Below are 19,623 nucleotides of genomic sequence, written 5' to 3' on the forward strand. Positions count from 1 at the left end.
GAAACGTATAATATATGACTATGGAAACGATCTTACCTTTCGCTTTGCTTTGTTTTACATCATTTTTCACATTAACGAACCCTCTCGGAACTATGCCGGTTTTCTTGACCATGACGCATGGCATGTCGGATAAGGAACGGCAAGCGGTCGTTTCACGTGCTACGTTGGTTGCTTTTGTTACAATTATGGTTTTTGCTTTTGCTGGGCAATTTCTGTTCAAATTCTTTGGTATTTCTACGAATGGTTTCCGTATTGCTGGGGGGGTAATTATCTTCAAGATAGGTTACGACATGCTACAAGCCCGCTATACCCCTATGAAACTTAAAGATGAAGAAATTAAAACTTATGCAGATGATATTTCTATCACTCCTCTTGGTATACCGATGTTGTGTGGTCCGGGTGCTATCGCAAATGCAATTGTTCTGATGCAGGATGCCAACTCTTTTGAAATGAAAGGAGTCCTGATAGGTATGATTGCTTTTATCTATTTGATCACTTTCTTTATATTACGCGCTTCAACCCGATTGGTGAAAGTTTTGGGCGAAACAGGAAATAACGTAATGATGCGATTGATGGGACTTATCTTGATGGTTATTGCAGTCGAATGTTTTGTTAGTGGAGCAAAGCCTATATTATTAGATATATTGAAAGAAGGAATATCTTCATAGAGAGATGAAGAAAGGAGGATAATGCAGCGCATTGCCCTCCTTTTTTACTTCTGTTGTAATCATTAGAAGTCATCAGCTGGGAAACCTGTACGGCGGAATCCTGCTACTTCATAAGATATAGATGGATCATCATCGTCAAACTGTATTGTGTATACAATACTGTCTGCTGGCATACCGCTGGGTGTAGTGGCTGCGTCTTTTAGAATTTTTCCATCAATTATTTTCACCTTACATTCGTAAGAAACATTATTTATGAATTCTTTAGTAGAGAATGTTCGTGCTGTATAGTCCACATCTACTTTCAATTTGTAATTCCAAAAATTCCCCATGTCTTCGATCCACATTTCTGTTGCTTTATTGGCTGCAGTATTGTAAGTACTCATTTGGAAATGTCCAACTCCATAAATGTCACCTTGTTTTTGTCCGTCGACAATTGCATTAATGGTTACCCACCAAGTACCTGCCATTTTTTCAACGGCAGTTCCACCCGGTTCCGTTTCGTCATCACACGCTGTAAACGCAAATGAAACCGTTATAAATAAAAGTAATGCTATATATTTTTTCATATTTCAAATTATTTATTTGGTTAATGTTACCAAGAGTTCACTGGTATTGTATTTAAGACTTAAGTTTATTGCGCCTGTAGCCGGATCATAGCTGCCGCTATTAAGGGCAAGAACTGTGACGCCTACCTCCGGAGCCCAAGTACCTAATTTTACCATTGAAATGGTATTGTTAGCTTCTAGTTTGATGATAGCTTCTGCTTTAAGATCATAAGCGTCTGCAAAACTTGGATTCAGACCATAGAACTGAAAGCCACCCATGATGTCATTTATCTCATAAGTGCCATCTCCTTTATCTGTAATCTGGATCGGGGCATTTACGTAATGACGGGTTCCTGCCTTTGTTTCTCCAAAGTAAGCGCTGGCAAATGTTGAGGCTGCTACCAATACTCTACGGGATTGTGAAACCGAGAAGCCATCTACATTAGCTACAGAGTATACCAAAGTATAAATATCACTCTTCGTGTTGTCTACAGCTCCTGTTATTTTTACATTGTCGGTTATGTCTTCATTGCCTTCCGATGCCGTATAGCCTGGCTCGGTATATACTTCGTTCAACTTTATTTTCATAACATCATCGCCCTTCAATTCTAAAGACGCGAAATGTGTCACTTTTGAAATGTCATCTGAAGTCTTTTCGCATGAAGTAAATGTTATTACTCCAAGACATATCAGCAAACTATATATCAATCTTTTCATATTCATTTTATATATTACAATTTACTTTTTATTTCACATCCCACCAGATAGGAGTACTTGCTGGTACTATTGCCGGAGTATTGGTATTGTATTGACGAGCGGACAACGGATAGAACATACGCTTGATTAATCCACCCGTTTCCAGACCGTTTGTCCAAGGAGCTATCAACTCACCGGGAGTATAAATCAAGCTGTTCTCATAAACTTCCTTGGCTGTATAGGAAGAGAGTTTCGGACAATCTGTACGACGGATTTCACTCCATGCTTCCATGTGATCCATATAGAAGAGCGCTACCCATTTTTGCATATAGATTAATTCCAGTTTTTCGTTGTTGGAATTTGCGTTAGACCATGCCACTGCACCATTTGTGCCATAAATACTATTACCTTGACCGGACATACCGCGAGCTAGAAAGTCTGCATTTATTCCGGCTTCGTAAGCGTTTTTCGCTGCACTATCGTTGTTCAAGAAACGTACATTCACTTCAGCAATCAAGAATTGCAGTTCACTTTGAGTGAAAAAATAAACCGGTTTAGTCTTTGCGATACCCACATTGATCGCGCTGACATCTTTGTTTTTCTGTTCTTTCAATACATCATGTCCGCCTGGAACTGCTCCTACGAAATCTTTTGTGGCAGTAGCTTGATTCATTCCATAAGCAATGCGTGGATCGGCAGTAGCTTTCAAATAGCTGACAATCGGATAAGCCGCACAATGGTTTCCTGTATTAGAGGTGCTGGTTGTATACCAAGGATTACGGAAATTCACTTCATCCTTAAACACATCGAACATGATATCACCGCTGAAGAAATTATTAGCTTGTACCAATGCTTTTACTTTATCTGTATATGCAGAAGCATCTATGTTAGCATCAATGAAACGCAAATACATACGCAGGCGCAAAGCATTAGCGAAACCGATCCATTGTTTCATATCTTGTTTGCATACTAAATCAGGTGAATCCATTGTAGAGCCATCCAAAGCTTGTTCTGCAACGTCAAGCTCTGCCAAGACACCTTTATAAACAGTCTCACCATCATCCCATTTAGGAGTTGGATTAGAGTTCCCTTGCAATGCCTCTGTATATGGACATGCTCCCATATTATCCACTAATACTTGGAAGATGTAAGCACGTAATACGGTAGTAGCAAAACGATCGGCGGGATTCACACTTTTGTCCAGCACTTGCTGGGCGTCTTCCAAAGCACCTGCGTATATTATGCGGTAAGAATAATCCATCTCTTGTGAACTTTCCATAAAAGAATAAGTAGCCAGAGCATTGTATTGGTTTGCTTCGGGCATCTGTTCAAAGTATTGCGAGAAGAAACCTGCATAATTATAGATTTCTCCGCCTACAGTCGATGCAATTTCACCAGCTATAGCCGGAAAGATCAAATCCGAAGTTACTTGGTCATTTTGGGGATAGTTCGGATCATCATTTATATTCAAATCGCAACTAGCGAATATCAATGCTGCGATGGAGGTAGTTAATAGTATTTTTTTCATTTTCATTACTCAATTAAAATTTAACCATTACGTTGAAACCAAATCGACGAGAACTTGGGTTGGCTGTATATTCACCATATTGTCCGTCCAAATCGTTACCAAATGAAGACATTTCGGGGTCAACGAATGTATTGTCCGAAGGAGTCCATAAGAATAAATTGTTTCCGAATGCAGATAATCTTACTGCTTTGAACGGAGTTTTTGCCAGCCATACAGTTGGTAATTCCCAACTCAAGGCAACAGAACGCAATTTGATGTAAGACTTGTCAATCAAGCTATAGCTACCCATATCGAAACCGCCATTTCCCCAAAATGTACCACCATTACCAGCCTGCATGTTGGCACCTGAAATAGGAGTGGTGTTTTCTACATAGCTCACGCTGCCGTCTGCACCGATAATTTCATTGACTGAATTTGGAACAATCATAGTGTTACGATCATTGTATGTCGTTTGGATGGCATTACCTGTAAAGTAGTTGATATCTTTAGTACGAGAGTACATCACACCACCTTGACGGATGTCCAAATCGGCACTCAAACTTACTCCTTTATATTTTAGGGTAGTAGATACGCCCATTTGGTAATCATAGTTCATCGTACCACAAATTTTGGTTTCTGTGTCTGCTACAGGAAGACCGTTGCTGGCATTTACTATGATATTTCCATTCGGGTCACGTTTGGGTACTTCTGCTTTGAATACACCTACCGGTTCACCTGTAATGGCGTACATTGTTGTACCACCATTTAAACCGTAGATAACAGTTTGTCCTCCCAACTCTTCCGGCAGGCTGATAACCTTACTCCAGTTTTTGGTAAAGTTCCAACTTACTGTCCAAGAGAAGTCCCGAGTTTGGATAGGGGTTCCACTAACTAATAATTCCACACCGTTGTTTCTTACCTTACCCAAATTCATGTTTTGTGCTGTAAAACCGGAAGACGGGTCCATTGATAATGAGAAGATTTGCTTATCCGTGTTTCTGTTGTAATAAGCGGCATCAAAAGAAAAGCGATTATTGAAGAAGGCCATATTCAAACCAACTTCAAATTCAGTTGTCATTTCGGGACTCAGAGTGTTGCTGCCCAATACGTTTCCTGCAGAGAATGCATTCACGCCTCCCAATGGGAAATTTAAATATCCGAATGGAATACGGTTGGATGATTGTGCATAAACCGGATTCGTCATATAAACATTGGCATCATTACCTGTTTTACCCCAGGCCATGCGGAACTTTCCGAAAGTAAAAATGTCTTTTATATCATCGTTCAACAATTCACTGAAGACAAAACTACCGGTCACACCCGGATAGAAGAAACTGCGGTTTTCTTTTGGAAGTGTAGAAGACCAGTCATTACGTGCTGTTAATGTTACATACAACATATTTTTCCAAGAAAGGTCCACTTGTCCGAATGCACCCATCAGACGTCTTAAAGAAAGATATTGATCTACAGTGGGAGTAGCAGCAGAGTTACTGAGGTTGAACCAAGTAGGAATAGTCAGTTTGCTAACTTTGGAATACAGGTAGCTGTATTTTCTTTCGTTGCCGTTGAAACCGGCTAAAGCGTCAATTTGAAAATCATTCACCGGCATGCTGAAGCTCAGCAATATATCTTGATTAATTTCGCGACGACGAGTTACCTGTTGGCTATAACTACCTTCTTCACTATAGAACGGGCTGTTATTGCCCATGCCTTCACCATTAGGAGTTCCTGTATAGTAAAGTGCGTGCAAGTTTGGCGTACCTTTATTACTTTGTCCCGTAGTAGTGTCTAATCCCATACGATAAGTGAACTTGAAGTACTTCAAGAAATCATAATCTACCTGAAACTTGCCGTAAAAACGTTCCGCATCATAATTATTCAGATAGTTGTTCAATATATAATAGGGGTTCATTACGCCGTAAGGAGTATAGAAATATCCTGGTGTGTTGAAGATATCGTTCTGGTCTTCTAAACCGATAATACTAATATCACGTGGAGATTGGTATAAAGAGTTAAGCATTGTCAATCCCTGTCCGGTAGTTGCAAACTTATTTTCCTGATATGAGTAATTAAGTGAAGAAGAAAAAGTTAACGCTCCCATTTTATGGCTGCCGCGGGCAGAGAATGTGTATTTATCATAACTGTCTGCATCGGTCGGGATCATACCGTTATCACTGATTTGCGAGAAAGATACGAAATATTCGCTCTTGTCAGTAGCACCGTTAAACGATACACTATTATTGTAACGAAAGCCTGTATCGAAGAAATCTTTGATATTATCTTCCATTGCAACGTATGGTTTCAACTTCTGTGAATTGTTGTATTTATTTCCCCAAAGTTGCATTGAACCATTGAAACGAGGTCCCCATGAACCATTTTCTAATTCTGTATGATCACCATTCCATCCCATACCGAATTCGTTCTGGAATTCCGGTAAACGGAGAACTGTAGACCATTGTAATCCACCATTATATTCAATGCCTAGACCTTTACTCTTCTTTCCGCCCTTTGTAGTAATCATAACGACGCCACTTGCAGCACGACTACCGTAAAGAGCCGTCGCAGCAGCACCTTTCAAGATGGTCATACTTTCTACGTCATCTGGATTCACTGCGTTTGCGCCGTTACCAAAGTCGTAACCACTATTCAAACCATCTGTAGAATATACAGAGGAGTTATTCAAAGGTACTCCATCTACTACATATAACGGTTGGTTAGAACCTGATAAAGAGCTGACACCACGAATAATAACAGAGTTAGAGGCTCCTGGGTCAGAAGAAGTATTAGAGATCTGTACACCGGCAATCTTACCGGATAAGCCGGACATTACATCTGAGGTGCGTGTCTCAGTAATGCGCTCATTATTAACGGAAGTAGCTGAATACCCTAATGCTTTTTCTGAACGTTTGATACCCATTGCTGTAACCACGACTTCGTCAAGTAACTCACTATCAGATTTTAGCATTATCTTGACTATCGGTTTGATGATCACCTCTTGTGACTGCATACCAACGAATGAAACCTGCAAAGTCTTCGCAGAACTATAATATATATAATTAATTGATAAATAGCTATTTATGAATTTGGAGGTACTTGTTCATCTCTGTGATACCTCTTCTACAGCACTCTGAGAAAGGTATTGTGGGCAAATCTAAACATCTGTTTTCTACTAATTGCATATGATAATACACTGTTTAGTAGTTAAATAATAAAAGCATTTTGTTGTGGTTGAGATACTAATGTTATTATGAGTTTGTAGTTTCAATTATGGAATTCATAAAAATACTACTTAAACACAAACGATAAGTATTGACATTGAACATCTTTGATTAATACTTGCAGTATGGATGTAATTCAATATATTTCATTACTTGTAATCGTATTTTAGTACATTCACCCTTTAACCTGTAAATTGTTAAAAAGTATTCATGGTTGACATTTTAATTGTAATCAGAAGTTTGGTTCCTTTTGTGTTTTTTTAATGGTTAGAACAATTGTATCTCAAAAATCCACGAAGATATAACGAATAAAGAAGGTAGCAAACGTGTTTTATAATAAGATAATAATTATCTTTGCATAAAACGTTTGTGTATGTCAAAGATAAACCCATTTATTACCAGTGGCTATGTGTCTGCTGAATACTTTTGTGATCGTGTCGTTGAAACAGGAATGCTGACGAACTATCTTACGAATGGCAATAATATTGCATTAATTTCTCCTCGCCGTCTAGGTAAGACCGGTTTGATAGAGCATTGTTTCCAGCAGAAAAAGATTAAGGATAAGTATTATACTTTTCTCATAGATATATATGCTACTAAAAACCTTCAAGAATTTGTTTTTGAATTGGGTAAGGGAATCTTAAATGGTTTGAAACCTCGTGGAAGAAAAGTGTGGGAGATATTTCTGAACTACTTGTCTTCACTTCGTACCAGTATTTCCTTTGATTTTTCGGGTAATCCTAGTTGGAATTTAGATATAGGTGATATAAAATCACCTGCTATAACATTGGATGAAATATTCCTCTATTTGGAAAAAGCAGATAAACCCTGTTTGATTTCCATTGATGAGTTTCAGGTTATTGCCAAATATCCGGAAAATAATATTGAGGCTGTATTACGTACACACATCCAACATTGTACTAATGCAAGATTTATTTATGCAGGATCGCAACGACATATGATGGGAGAGATATTCACTAGTCCGGCACGTCCATTCTATCAGAGTACGGCAATTATGGATTTGCGCCCTATTGACGTCATGGTATATGCTGAATTTATAAAAAAGCATTTTGAAGCTAGTGGTAGGGAAATAACGGAGGAGACAATTCAGAAAGTATATAATCGTTTCGAAGGTATCACATGGTATATTCAGTTTGCAACTAATGTGTTATATACTATAACAGGTGCAGGCGAAATCTGTACTATTGATAAAGTGGACCTTGCTATTGATAACATTTTGTCGCAATTGAATTTTACTTATTCCTCACTCTTGTTTCAACTTCCTCCCAAGCAAAAGGAGGTACTGATAGCAATATGTAAAGAGGGAAAAGCAAAAGAAATTACTTCCTCCAAGTTTCTTAGAACATACAAACTAACTGCAAGTTCCGTGCAAGGTGCCATTAAGGGATTGCTGGACAAAGACTTTGTTACCTGCGAACTTGGGGAATATAAAGTATATGATAAATTTTTTGAAGGTTGGCTAAGGAACTATATTAAATAAGAAAGGAGATGTGTATTTTGACACATCTCCCTGTTTAATTAGAAAAATTGTTTAGGTTCTTTTTATTTACCTCCTAATTTGAGTTCATCATTATAGTCTGTTTCGTTCAAAGGAACATCCCAAGTCCATTTATTGGCGCCATCTGCAGGAATAGTAATTGCAACTGAAGGGTATGCATTACCGCCTTGTGCAATAGTTGTACGTACTACAGGACGATTCCAGCGCTTGTAATCACTCCATGCAGCTCCTTCACCCCAAAGTTCTACCTCACGGTAATCCATAATCTCGTTCCAAAGATCTACACCTGTCTTTGTGCAAGTATATTCAGGGTTACGACCAGAAGTAGCATTCAATTCTACCAAAGCAGCTTGTGCGGCAGGTGTATCGTTCAAGAAGTAGTTAGCTTCTGCCTCTACCAATGCCATTTCTGAAGAACGAATGAATGGTAAATAAGATACACCCGGGGTATCAAATACATAGAATTTTAATTGAGCACCAAGGTAATAATAGCCGGCTTGATAAGGAGCATCTAAGCCGGAAACTGCATTTTTCTTAATATAAGCAGCTGCATCATTAATCAAGTTGTCATCGTAAAATATAGCATAATCAGGATCTATGACATCCTCGTTGTTCCAGTCGTAACCTGGGAATTTGTCTTCTGATAAAAACAATGCTTTACGCGTGTCTTGATTGGGGATACGGTTAATCAATTCACGTCCAATGGAACCAGCACCATTTGGAGAACCTTCTGCATTAGCGTAATAACCATTGCAAGCATATTGAGTACCATAGCTCCAGTACCAGTTATTTTCTTGTGCACTACCAAAACTACCGAATAACCATTCGCTTGTAGGATTGCAGAAACCCGCTTTATAATCGGCGTTGCTCATCAAAGGATATCCTTTACGAGCCAGTTTGGCCTCAGAAAGAGCCTTGCTGTAATCTTGCTTGGTCAAAGCGGCACGAGCATACACGGCATGTGCTACATTTATATTCGGAATCCATACTTCTCCATCTTTACGATCCATTCCGCTATTTTCAAAAAGAGAAATTGCGTTGTCTAAATCATTGTAGATTTGGGCATAAGTTTGTGCTAATGTAGAGTAGGGCATACCTCCTGTAGATTCATCTAATCGAAGTACCAGTCCTTGAGAAGCTCCATTATTAGAGTCTTGCCAACGATAACAGTAATAATGTATCAGCTTTTCAAAGGCATAAGCGCGGAATGTTAAAGCAGAAGCTTTGATAAACTGCTTTTCACTATCAAGACCTTCGGCAGCATCAATATTGCCAATAATTGTATTAGCATTGCCAATAAGCGTATAATAATAGTACCATGCATAAGCATCATAGATACTATTTGTACGAGTATGGAATTGCTGATTGAAGATCGGTGCCCATCCATTTGCATAATAATTATAATTATAGTTTTGGCTCGGATAAGCTTCATACTGAATCATAATATTGTTTTCTCCTGCAAAACCACCACCAAAATAATATTGTTGGGTAGTCATAATTTTGGCAATACCATTCAATGCTTTCATTGCATTAGCTGTTGTTCCCACAGCATCGGTTGCTCCGGTAGAGTCTGTCGGAGCAGTATCAAGATAGTCGCTGCTACAAGATGGTGTCAAGAACGACATACTTGTAACCAAAGCGCCCATAAATAATCTATTGATATATTTTTTCATACTTTTCTTATTCTTTTAAATGTTCTATTCTTTAGAATTTGACTGTAAGTCCAAAGTTATAAACTCGTGCAGTGACATAAGTATCATCTGAGTCACCTTTAAATGAATATTGAGGATTCATGCCCTTACGCGCAGTTACCGTAAAGAGGTTTTCAATACCGGCAGTTAGCATCAGTCCACTGATGCCCCATTGGTTCATCCACTTTTTGGGTAAGTTATAGGAGAAATTCAAGTTTTTGAGTACCAGATAAGATGCACTGGTCAACCACCGGTCACTTGTTGCATTGTTATCTGTACTACGATTAAAGTCAAGAGCTGGTAAACCATTGGGATCAATACGGTTAGCTGAAGTCTCAGTCATACCTTCTGGTATTCCATTCCACGATTGCAATACATCTTTGTGTAGCGCAGTACCTGATGACATTACTGATGTACCCATTAATGAATGGTAGCTGCCATCATATACTTTGCCACCTAGACCGTATGTGAATAACACGTTTAAGCTCAAGTCTTTCCATGATAAAGCAGAATTTACTGAGCCATATACTTTCGGTAATGCAGACCCTGCCCAATCGCGTTTAGCATAAGAAGTAATTGTAGTATAATCTGTACCATTAATAGTGGTCAATGCTCCATCAGCAGCAGCTGTTTCTTTCTTTTCGGGATCAATGGTATATAATGACTGTCCGGTCATTTGGTCAATTCCCTCAAAGTGGTATGTATAGAATTCATAGATAGAGTGACCTTCTGAATAATTCTGCATGCCATGCAAGATATCTTTTCCATCAGGCAGTTTAACAACTTTGTTTTTCAAGAAAGTAGCATCTAAACCGATATTCCATCTCCAATCTTTATTATTAACAGCATCTACATCCAAAGCTATTTCGACACCGCGGTTAGAAACTGTACCGATGTTCTTGTACTGTGTCAAGTTCATTGGCGCTCCATTATCTGCGTCTACCCAAGGATACGAACCTGCAGAAAGCGGTAAGCGTACTTCAAACAATAAGTCTTTTGAACGTTTGTCAAAATAGCCAATCTGGAAGTTCAGACGATCGAACAGACGACCTTCCAAAGCAAAATCAAGGGTTTGAGTTGTTTCCCATTTAATATCCGGCGCAGAAAGAGACTTTTTCAACAAAGCCGCATTGCCACCGTTCTTATCTATGGTATAAAGTGCCATGTAGCCATAGTAATTCACACCGGCATCGTTACCTACTTCACCATAAGAAGCACGTAATTTCAGATTGTTAATCCAGTTGATATCTTCCATAAAAGCTTCGCGCTTTATGTTCCAGCTAGCACCTAATGAGAAGAAGTTACCCCAACGGTTGTCCGGATGAAAACGAGACGAACCATCGCGACGGAAAGATCCTTCTACAAAATAACGTTCATCGTAGTTATAACGGGCACGTGCCAGGTAAGATTCTGTTTTGTATTCATCATCCGAACCACTAAAATAAGAGTTCGTTAGGAAGTTACCTATAGTCAGATTACCATCAACGGCCATTCCTGTATTCATTCCGGCAGTGTATTTGCGCTCCCAACTATAGTTTTCATGTCCAAGCATTACATCTATATTATGAATATTCTTATAAGTATGCTTCCAGTTTATCAATTGTTGCATCGTGTAATTGGTGTATTGATAAGCATAGCTTGTCAAACGGCCGTTGTTTGTTGCACCATCACCAATTTTGGGGTTGTCATACTTTTTGTTGTTGGAGGTACTGTTACTCATATCTCCTTTCACTGTTACAGAAAAGTCATAAGGCAAGTTGATAGTAGCAAAAGCTTGTCCGCCCAATACATTACGACGGCTTTCTTGCTTGTCGTTTCTCAACTCAAAAGCAATATTACGATTGCTTAAGTAAGATGATGTAACATCATACTGCTTCCCTCCAAGCTCATCTAATGCATATGAACCGTCAGCATTATGCATATACATCGGATAAACTGGTGCCATATAACGAGTAATATAGAACGGATTGGCGTATAATTCTCCTGTGGCATTATCATTGTAATCTCTTTTGGTGACAGAACCATTTAAGTTCAAACCAGCTTTTAACCATTTATTGGGAGTATAAATAGAATTTATACGACCGGAGAAACGTTCATAACCTGAAGCAATGATATATCCTTTTTCATTCAGATAACCTACGGAAGAATAAACGCTAAGCTTATCACCGGATGAACTTGCCGATAAGTTATATTCCTGACGATGACCATTGCGCTCAATACCTTTATTCCAATCAAGATCATCATATCCGGATAATCTTTTTGCGGTTAGTTTACCGTTCGAATCAAATAATGCATCATTTGCGCCATCGTATATATTGCGACGTGCATAACCGGTTATTATATTCTTAGTAGCATAAGCGCCAGCATCTGTATCACTAAGTCCCAAGCTACCGGTCATGGCATAATTCTTCATAGCTATCCATGAAGCTTCCATCCATTGGTCAGCGCCTAAACGTTCGTATTCTGGTAAACCACGGTTATAAATACCTTGGTTTATTTGCAGTGTAATAGATGGTTTATCTGAGCCGCGACCACTTTTAGTGGTGATTAGTACGACACCATTAGCGGCACGGTTACCATACAAAGCAGCAGAGGCGGCATCTTTCAAGATAGACATGCTTTCGATGTCATTAGAATTTATTTCTGCAATATTACCGTCAAAAGGTACGCCATCTACAACGAATAATGGATCGGAAGCTCCAGAAACCAATGTACCGAAACCACGAATACGAATGGAAGGCGCTTTACCAGGTTCACCATAGGTGTTGTTTACCTGTACACCGGGGGCAGATCCTTCAAGTGCTCCAGTAACACTGGTTGTGATACGCTTTTCGATTTTCTTGGAATCAACAACTGAAATAGAACCTGTTAATGATTCCTTTTTAGCCGTTCCGTAAGCTACTACCACTACCTCGTCAAGTACCTCACTATCAGCTTTTAATATTACTTTTACAGTTGGTCTGATTGCTACTTCTTGGGTTAGCATACCAACGAATGAAACCTGCAAAGTCTTCGCAGAACTACAATTAATATATTGCTTTGATAAATAAGTAGTTATAAAATAGGTAGAACTTATGCAATTCCTTAATACCCCTTTTCGATTAGTTTTAAAAGAGGGTAAGCTACAAATAGCTATATCTTGTTTCTACTATTAATATAAGGTTAGATATTGATTAATAATAATATAGCATATTTCAATTTGTAATGTCTGAGTACTGATAGTTTATAAACTTATAAATTTCATAAGGAAGTATACAAAAAAACGTAACTAATATATTTGATAAATGTATTTACATCATATATTTTTGATCCAAATAGTATGCTATATATATTGCTCAATATTTTCATGTAATAACATTACTTGCTATCATATTACAATTATGGTTAACTCTCTATTTGCAAATTATGAAAAAGTGACTATTACAAGAATTTTAATTGCAAATTGAAGCTTCTATTTTTTTTATTTCTTAATATTATAAATGAATACATCTAAGAAATAAGCAAAAGCGAATTAAATCAAAATATAACCAACCGTCTTTTATTGATTGCCTGAAAACTCCATTCGATGGTTTTATAACATCGGGTAGCTATCTCTTTACTGTGTCAAGATAGAGAAACGGTATAAATTCCATCAAATATGGAATTTATACCGTCACTTATTTAAGAGGAGGAGAGTAGGAAGAACTTTTGTTCCCTCCTAATGAATGCTGTTCTCCTCTATATAATTTAAAGTAGCTTTTTAACGACTACCACCTGCCCACCAAACAGGATCAGAGTATACATATTGTCCGTTCCCATAAGCACTCTCTATTTTTGGATTGGCACTTACTGAGTCGCCTCCATAAGGAGCACGAAGTGGGAATTTATAAGGATTGTCCAATTTGATATAGTCTTCACCCATACCTTTCAGGCGGCGAACGTCATTGTAACATTCGGTTGACTCACCGAAAGCACCCAAGAATGATATATACTTCTGTATCATCACTTCTTTCACTGGATTGGCTTCGAACAATGGCTTCACCGATTTGTCAAAGTAAGCACTAGCTTCTTCGGCAGTAATAGCTTTGGTTGTTTCTACTACGCCACCATAAGCCATTACTGTTGGTGCCTTAAATGCAGCTTGAATGCCAGTTTCGGCATTAGCAATAGCAGCAATGACCGCATCTTTTAACGTTTTTGCTGCATCATCTTTAAGATTCAAACGAGCTTGTGCTTCTGCCTTCAAGAATAATAATTCGTGGTAGCTCATCAGCAAGGTAGGACAAGTTTGGGAATATACAAATATAGGAGTATTATATTTATATTTCACAGGCTCACCTGTACCATTAGGCGATACATCAAATTTAGCATCATCTGCCCCGGTAATCTGATCGGAAACACCTAATTCAGAGAAATTTTGCCCTGTGGAGAATACACGACGTAGTCTAGGGTCATTACGTTCAATCAATTTGTCAGCATAGCTCTTGCTGGCTGCCAATCCGTCACGACTCCATTGGAAATCGAAGAAAGGATTGATATTAGTCTCATCATAAATGGCAAAAGCTGCTTGTTCATCAATAGAAGTAAAAGAATTGTCTACATATTCAATGATCTTTCTTAAGTCATCGTCTTTTGAAGCCGAACGTCCTATTAAGCGCATTGTATAACGAGCTTTTAAGCCATAAGCCAATTTCAGCCAAGCAGCTTTGTCACCTTTGTATAACAAATCGTAGCTTCCTATTGGATTTGTCTTATCTCCCTTTGGCAGATCAACAATAGCATCATCTAGATACTTCATGATTGCTACATAAATCTGCTCTTGTTTATCCAAATCTGGATTCAAGTATTGGGGTTTACCATTATCCAACTCACTGAGGGCTGCTTGACTATATGGGGTATCACCAAATGCATCCGCAATTAATGCACTATTAATGGCAGCTAATACTCCAGCAATACCTTTAGTTGTATAATCGGCAGTTACTTCATCCGATGCTATTCTGTAAGCGATACGTGCATTCTTTAAATTTGAATACAAGTTACTCCACACGTTATTGAAGGTAGAAGATGCAGCCGGCTCACCGTTACGTGTTTCTGCATTAGCCAATTGATTATCTACTCCTACCGTGTGTTCTACATAAATTGAGAAGTACGTATTGAAATCACCTCCTATATTACTAAAAGCGGTAGCGGTAATAACATCTGCCAACATATATTTGGCAGGTACAGATGTTGTATGGTCTTTGTCTTTGTTGATACGATCCATTACATCTTCCGAGCAGGAAGCAAGTGCAACGGAAATCAACGCCACTGACAAGATTCCTTTTGATATATTCAATATTGATTTCATTTTTCGTCCTTTTTTAGAATTTAACTGTTAAACCAAAACCATAGCTGGATGTTCCCGGAAGAGAGAAACGTTCGAAGGCTCCTGCCATGTTGTTATTTCCCTGTGATGATTCTGGGTCGATACCGTTGTCCATTTCAGACCACAACAGGAGATTACGAGCAAACACATTCACAGTTACACTTAAATAAGATTTATTCAAAACCGGATAGCTCAATGCAATCTCACGTAACTTCAAGAATGAGGAATTATAAACTCCAGCCTCAGAAATAGTACTTAAACGGTCAAAGTACCCATAAGCATTTGATCCACTAATCTTGATATCATTCGGAGCAAATGTACCATCAGCCAATTCTTTTACAGCAGGTTTGTCGAAGTAAAAGAAGTCTTTTTTGCGATAATCGGCACTTTTTTGAGTAACACCATAATAATCCAGTGTACTAGTGGAACCTGCATACATGCATCCACCTTGCTTCCAGTCAAGTACAGCCGATAAACGGAATTTATAGAACTCGAAAGTGGTATTGAAGCCCAAACGGAAGTCGGGAGACACGGTACCTAATACTCTATTCTCACCTGCTATAGGCAATCCTTTTTCATCCACCATGATGTCGCCATTTTCATTACGCATGTAACTTGTTCCATAGATTACAGGGAACTTATCACCTTCGCTCAAACGAACCTGAGGATCAACAAAACCTCCTAACATAATACTACTTACCCCCGGAGCCAGTTTGTCAACGTAATTATCAATCTTCGAGAAGTTTACACCAAATTCCCAGTTGAAATTCTTTGTTTTGATCGGATTAACAGTCAAAGTGATTTCATGAGCATCAGTATGTACCGAACCACCATTCGTTACCATCGCGCTATATCCGGTAGAAGTGTCCAAAGGAACTTCGAATATTTGGTCTTTTACATTCTGACGAGAATAAGTATAGTTTAAAGAAACCAGACCATTCCAAAAAGCTAAGTCAAGACCAACCTCATAAGATTTTGTATTTTGAGGTCTCAATTCCGGGTCATAAATTCTGAAATAAGGGATGTAAGCTTTGATAGAGCCAATTGGATATTGGATCGGTGTGCCTGAGGAGAAACCTCCACCATAAGCTGGAGTGTAATAGTATGAGTCATAATATGTACCGGCCTGACCTACTTCAGCATAAGAACCACGTATTTTACCATAAGTCAATACATCATTCTTCAATGCTTCTAACTCAGTAAAGATGAAGCCGAGTGAAACAGAAGGATAAGTAAATGAACGATTATCACGTGGCATAGAAGATACAATGTCGTTACGAACCGTTGCATTAAAATACAACATGTTGCGATAAGATAATGACAAATTGGCGAAATTACCGATTGTACGAGTACGGTGATAAGATGCTGAACCTAAATAGCTCGATGCATTCTGGATGTGATTCCAACCCGGGAAGTTAAGGTTGCTACCCGAAGCATATGTGTATTTATTAGCACCATTAACAAACTCATTACCATACAAAACATTTAAATCTAATTCTGAGTTGATTTTCCAGTCATAATTTGCAGTAAACAGTGAATTCATTTCTGTATTAGAAACGATTTGTTCTTCTACACTACCAAAACCGTTAGAATGACCATAACCCCATGTATCAATATAGTTAGTAGAATAAGAGTCTACGCCTAATTGATATTTCACATCTAACTTATGGTTTTCAGTACCAAAGTCAGTAGAGTATTGTGCAAAAGCATTTCCAAAGAAACGTTGTGTACGTTCAATGAACGAGTTGTTATCTACAGCCCAATTAGCAGCATCGAAACCACCGGTGGTACGATATGTGTTTTGTTTGGTAGGAGCTCCTGCATAATACGAAGGAATACCATTCAAGTCATAACTTGAAGGTGCACCATAAACTGTAGCCATAATACCATTGTTTGCACCAGTCTGTTTCTTAATCTTGGAGAAAACGAAGTTTCCATTAAATCCTGTAGACCAATTCTTGTTTAACTGAGCCTGACCAGTCATTTTTGCATTGTAACGATCCATACCAGTAGAAGGTACAATACCGTTAGCTGTTGTATTACCTAAAGATACCGAATAACTTCCTTTATCCATACTTTGTGCAACATTCACACTATTGTTCCATGTAACACCTGTATTGAAGAAACCATCCGCATTGTCATAAGTGCGTGGAGTAGCCCAAGGATCTAAACCGGCATTAGCACGTTGAGGTACATAATATTGTCCTTGCTTCTTTCCAAATTTCTTTGTATAATCATTATCTGTGTTACCACCATATACTTTATCGTTAGCTAATTCTGCTATTTCCGGACCCCAAGAACGAGAATCCATCGGGCTATAAACGCCATTATATCCTTGCGCAAATTCTTTTTGGAATTCGGGCATAGTAGAAACTTTATCGAACGAAAGACCTGTATTGATAGTGACTTCAGGTTTACCTTTACGTGCACCCTTTCCACTCTTAGTTGTGATAACGATTACACCATTTGAAGCCCGCATACCATATAGCGCGGATGCAGCTTGACCTTTTAGAATGTTAATACTCTCAATGTCGTTCGGATCAATGTCCACAGCACGGTTGGCATAATCCGAACCAGTAACAGAATTATAAGTATCCAAATCAGTTGATGAAGAGATTGGCATTCCATCCACAACATACAAAGGAGTATTGTCACCAGTAAACGAACGAGATCCACGGATAGTCATTTTAGAAGAAGCTCCTGGCATACCAGAAGATGGAGAAATTTCTACCCCAGAAACTTTGCCTTGCAATGCACTAGAAAGGTTACTATTGGCAGCCTGTACTAACTTATCTCCTTTTACATCTTGTACAGCATATCCCAGCGCTTTCTTTGCTTTTGAAATACCCATAGCCGTAACTACAACCTCGTCAAGTAATTCGCTATCAGACTTAAGCACTACCTTTAAAACCGGTTTAATTGCCACCTCTTGTGACTGCATACCAACGAATGAAACTAACAAAGTCTTCGCAGAACTACACGTTATATAATGTATTGATAATTAAGAGAATAAAATTTGTCTGAATCTTATGGTAATATATAAGATATCAGCCATAGGCTATTGTGTAGGGGGAACAATAAACTATATTTCAACTATAATTCTACCGTCATCATGATTAAACATATGATATTAAGCATATTATCGCAATTTGTTCATCAAATAATAGCTTAGAGAAACATACTTGGCGTTTAATAGAAAATGTAATTGTTCACAAAAATTAATAAGTAATTTCAGGACTAAAAAGAATTTTAAATGCCAAAGTAAGAATTGAAAACTTCTGAATTTGTCAAATTGGATTACAATATTTTTAAGCAGCAAAAATAAGAGAAGAGGTTATTTCAAAATGAATTTTGAAAATCTTATAGATTGAATTGTTTTCATGATAATCTTGCTTTAGATTATCTTTTTTAGAGCTAAAATAAGGGAATTATTATACAACAACTTAAAGATTATAAATAAGGCTGTCTCATTTTGTATTTTGAGACAGCCTTTTCTTAGAACTATATATAATTCAGATCCTCAATTTCTTTTTTAAGGATTATCTAATGACAACTTTAGCACTACCAAAACTACCTTGATCTACTGTAAATGTTCCAGTGAAAGTAATACTACCATTACATGCATCAATAGTACCGCTAGCTTCAACAGATAAGTTCGTGTAAGGCGAAAAGATCGGTGTTATCACTTGCTTCTTAACTGAAACAGAATGATCGGTGGGATCAACTGTAATTACAATAGGATTAGTATCAGGATCACCAAGTATTCCTTGTAATTCAAGCTCTGTATCAGATTTTTTCACAAGCTTAGCATCATAAACATCTTCCCAGAAGCCATCTTCTACGGAAACTGTTCTTTCAAATTCATCCAGAATTAATTGACAAGCAACAGAATATCTTACGTTATAAGAATAAGCCCTTCCATCAACTTCCCAACCGGTAAATGCTTTGTTGTTAAAACCTGAAATTGCATTCCAACCAGCTACTATGTAACCATCTTTCAATACAGCATTGGTCGTAAAATACAATGTTTCACCCAAAGCAGGTTTGGTTAATCCAAACTGCTGATAAACATTTGCAATGTCAAGATCAATATCCTTCGGAAAGTCTTTAATATTATCAACTACTACCTTAGAAGTTGTTTTACCGGAAACATCCGTAAACACACATAATAACTGTGCATAATCTAATGCTGAATAATCTCCTTGCTGCTTAGGTATAGTTAATTTGACTTTGTAATTACCTTCCGTTATGCCAACAGCAAGAACGCCGTCTGTGCCTGCTACGCGAGCTATGTCGATAACAACCCCGTCCTTCACATCATCCAGTGGATAAGGAAGATCTTGATCACAGCTAACAGTCAGCAATGCCATAAGGACAGTTGCCATGAATAATTGTATATATCTCATATTATTATAAAATTTCATAGTTAAACATT

Annotated in this window: 10 protein-coding genes and 1 pseudogene; 2 read left to right on the forward strand and 9 right to left on the reverse strand. The window is 38.1% G+C overall.

Going from position 1 to position 19,623, the window contains the following annotated elements; translation table 11 throughout:
- The first annotated feature begins 20 nt into the window (after nt 1-20).
- Nucleotides 21-668 (forward strand): MarC family protein, encoded by a 648-nt coding sequence (locus Q1W14_RS15120; protein WP_300702847.1) that lies wholly within the window; start codon nt 21-23, stop codon nt 666-668.
- A gap of 62 nt (nt 669-730) precedes the next feature.
- Here the strand turns inward: Q1W14_RS15120 and Q1W14_RS15125 are convergent, their stop codons facing one another.
- The 4 genes and pseudogenes from Q1W14_RS15125 to Q1W14_RS15140 all read right to left on the reverse strand — a co-directional run.
- On the reverse strand, nt 731-1,234 hold the full coding sequence (locus Q1W14_RS15125) for a lipid-binding protein (protein ID WP_300702849.1): 504 nt from the start codon (nt 1,232-1,234) through the stop codon (nt 731-733).
- Nucleotides 1,235-1,246: 12 nt separating this feature from the next.
- Nucleotides 1,247-1,930 (reverse strand): immunoglobulin-like domain-containing protein, encoded by a 684-nt coding sequence (locus tag Q1W14_RS15130; protein WP_300702850.1) that lies wholly within the window; start codon nt 1,928-1,930, stop codon nt 1,247-1,249.
- 28 nt (nt 1,931-1,958) lie between these two features.
- Nucleotides 1,959-3,437, reverse strand: coding sequence for a SusD/RagB family nutrient-binding outer membrane lipoprotein (locus Q1W14_RS15135; RefSeq protein WP_300702852.1), 1,479 nt, complete (start codon nt 3,435-3,437; stop codon nt 1,959-1,961).
- Nucleotides 3,438-3,450: 13 nt separating this feature from the next.
- Nucleotides 3,451-6,459, reverse strand: a pseudogene (locus Q1W14_RS15140) (SusC/RagA family TonB-linked outer membrane protein); the annotation flags it as partial.
- 548 nt (nt 6,460-7,007) lie between these two features.
- Between Q1W14_RS15140 and Q1W14_RS15145 the strand changes: the two are divergent.
- Nucleotides 7,008-8,135: an ATPase gene (locus tag Q1W14_RS15145; RefSeq protein ID WP_300702855.1), complete on the forward strand. Its 1,128-nt coding sequence runs from the start codon at nt 7,008-7,010 to the stop codon at nt 8,133-8,135.
- A 62-nt stretch (nt 8,136-8,197) separates the two neighbouring features.
- On the opposite strand, the gene Q1W14_RS15150 is transcribed toward Q1W14_RS15145, so the two are convergent.
- The 5 genes from Q1W14_RS15150 to Q1W14_RS15170 all read right to left on the reverse strand — a co-directional run bounded on the left by Q1W14_RS15150 (nt 8,198) and on the right by Q1W14_RS15170 (nt 19,612).
- Nucleotides 8,198-9,826: a RagB/SusD family nutrient uptake outer membrane protein gene (locus Q1W14_RS15150; protein WP_300702857.1), complete on the reverse strand. Its 1,629-nt coding sequence runs from the start codon at nt 9,824-9,826 to the stop codon at nt 8,198-8,200.
- 31 nt (nt 9,827-9,857) lie between these two features.
- Entirely contained in the window at nt 9,858-12,875 is a 3,018-nt protein-coding gene (locus Q1W14_RS15155; RefSeq protein WP_300702871.1) for a SusC/RagA family TonB-linked outer membrane protein, read from the reverse strand.
- A 708-nt stretch (nt 12,876-13,583) separates the two neighbouring features.
- On the reverse strand, nt 13,584-15,170 hold the full coding sequence (locus Q1W14_RS15160; RefSeq protein WP_300702859.1) for a SusD/RagB family nutrient-binding outer membrane lipoprotein: 1,587 nt from the start codon (nt 15,168-15,170) through the stop codon (nt 13,584-13,586).
- Between the two features lie 13 nt (nt 15,171-15,183).
- Nucleotides 15,184-18,174 carry a SusC/RagA family TonB-linked outer membrane protein gene (locus Q1W14_RS15165; protein WP_300702873.1) on the reverse strand — a complete coding sequence of 997 codons (2,991 nt, stop codon included), beginning with the start codon at nt 18,172-18,174 and terminating at the stop codon, nt 15,184-15,186.
- Between the two features lie 553 nt (nt 18,175-18,727).
- Complete coding sequence (locus Q1W14_RS15170; RefSeq protein WP_300702861.1) at nt 18,728-19,612, reverse strand: hypothetical protein; 885 nt, start codon at nt 19,610-19,612, stop codon at nt 18,728-18,730.
- Between the last annotated feature and the right edge of the window lie 11 nt (nt 19,613-19,623).

The organism is Bacteroides sp. (assembly GCF_030151085.1).
In the GTDB taxonomy this organism is placed as follows: Bacteria; Bacteroidota; Bacteroidia; order Bacteroidales; family Bacteroidaceae; genus Bacteroides.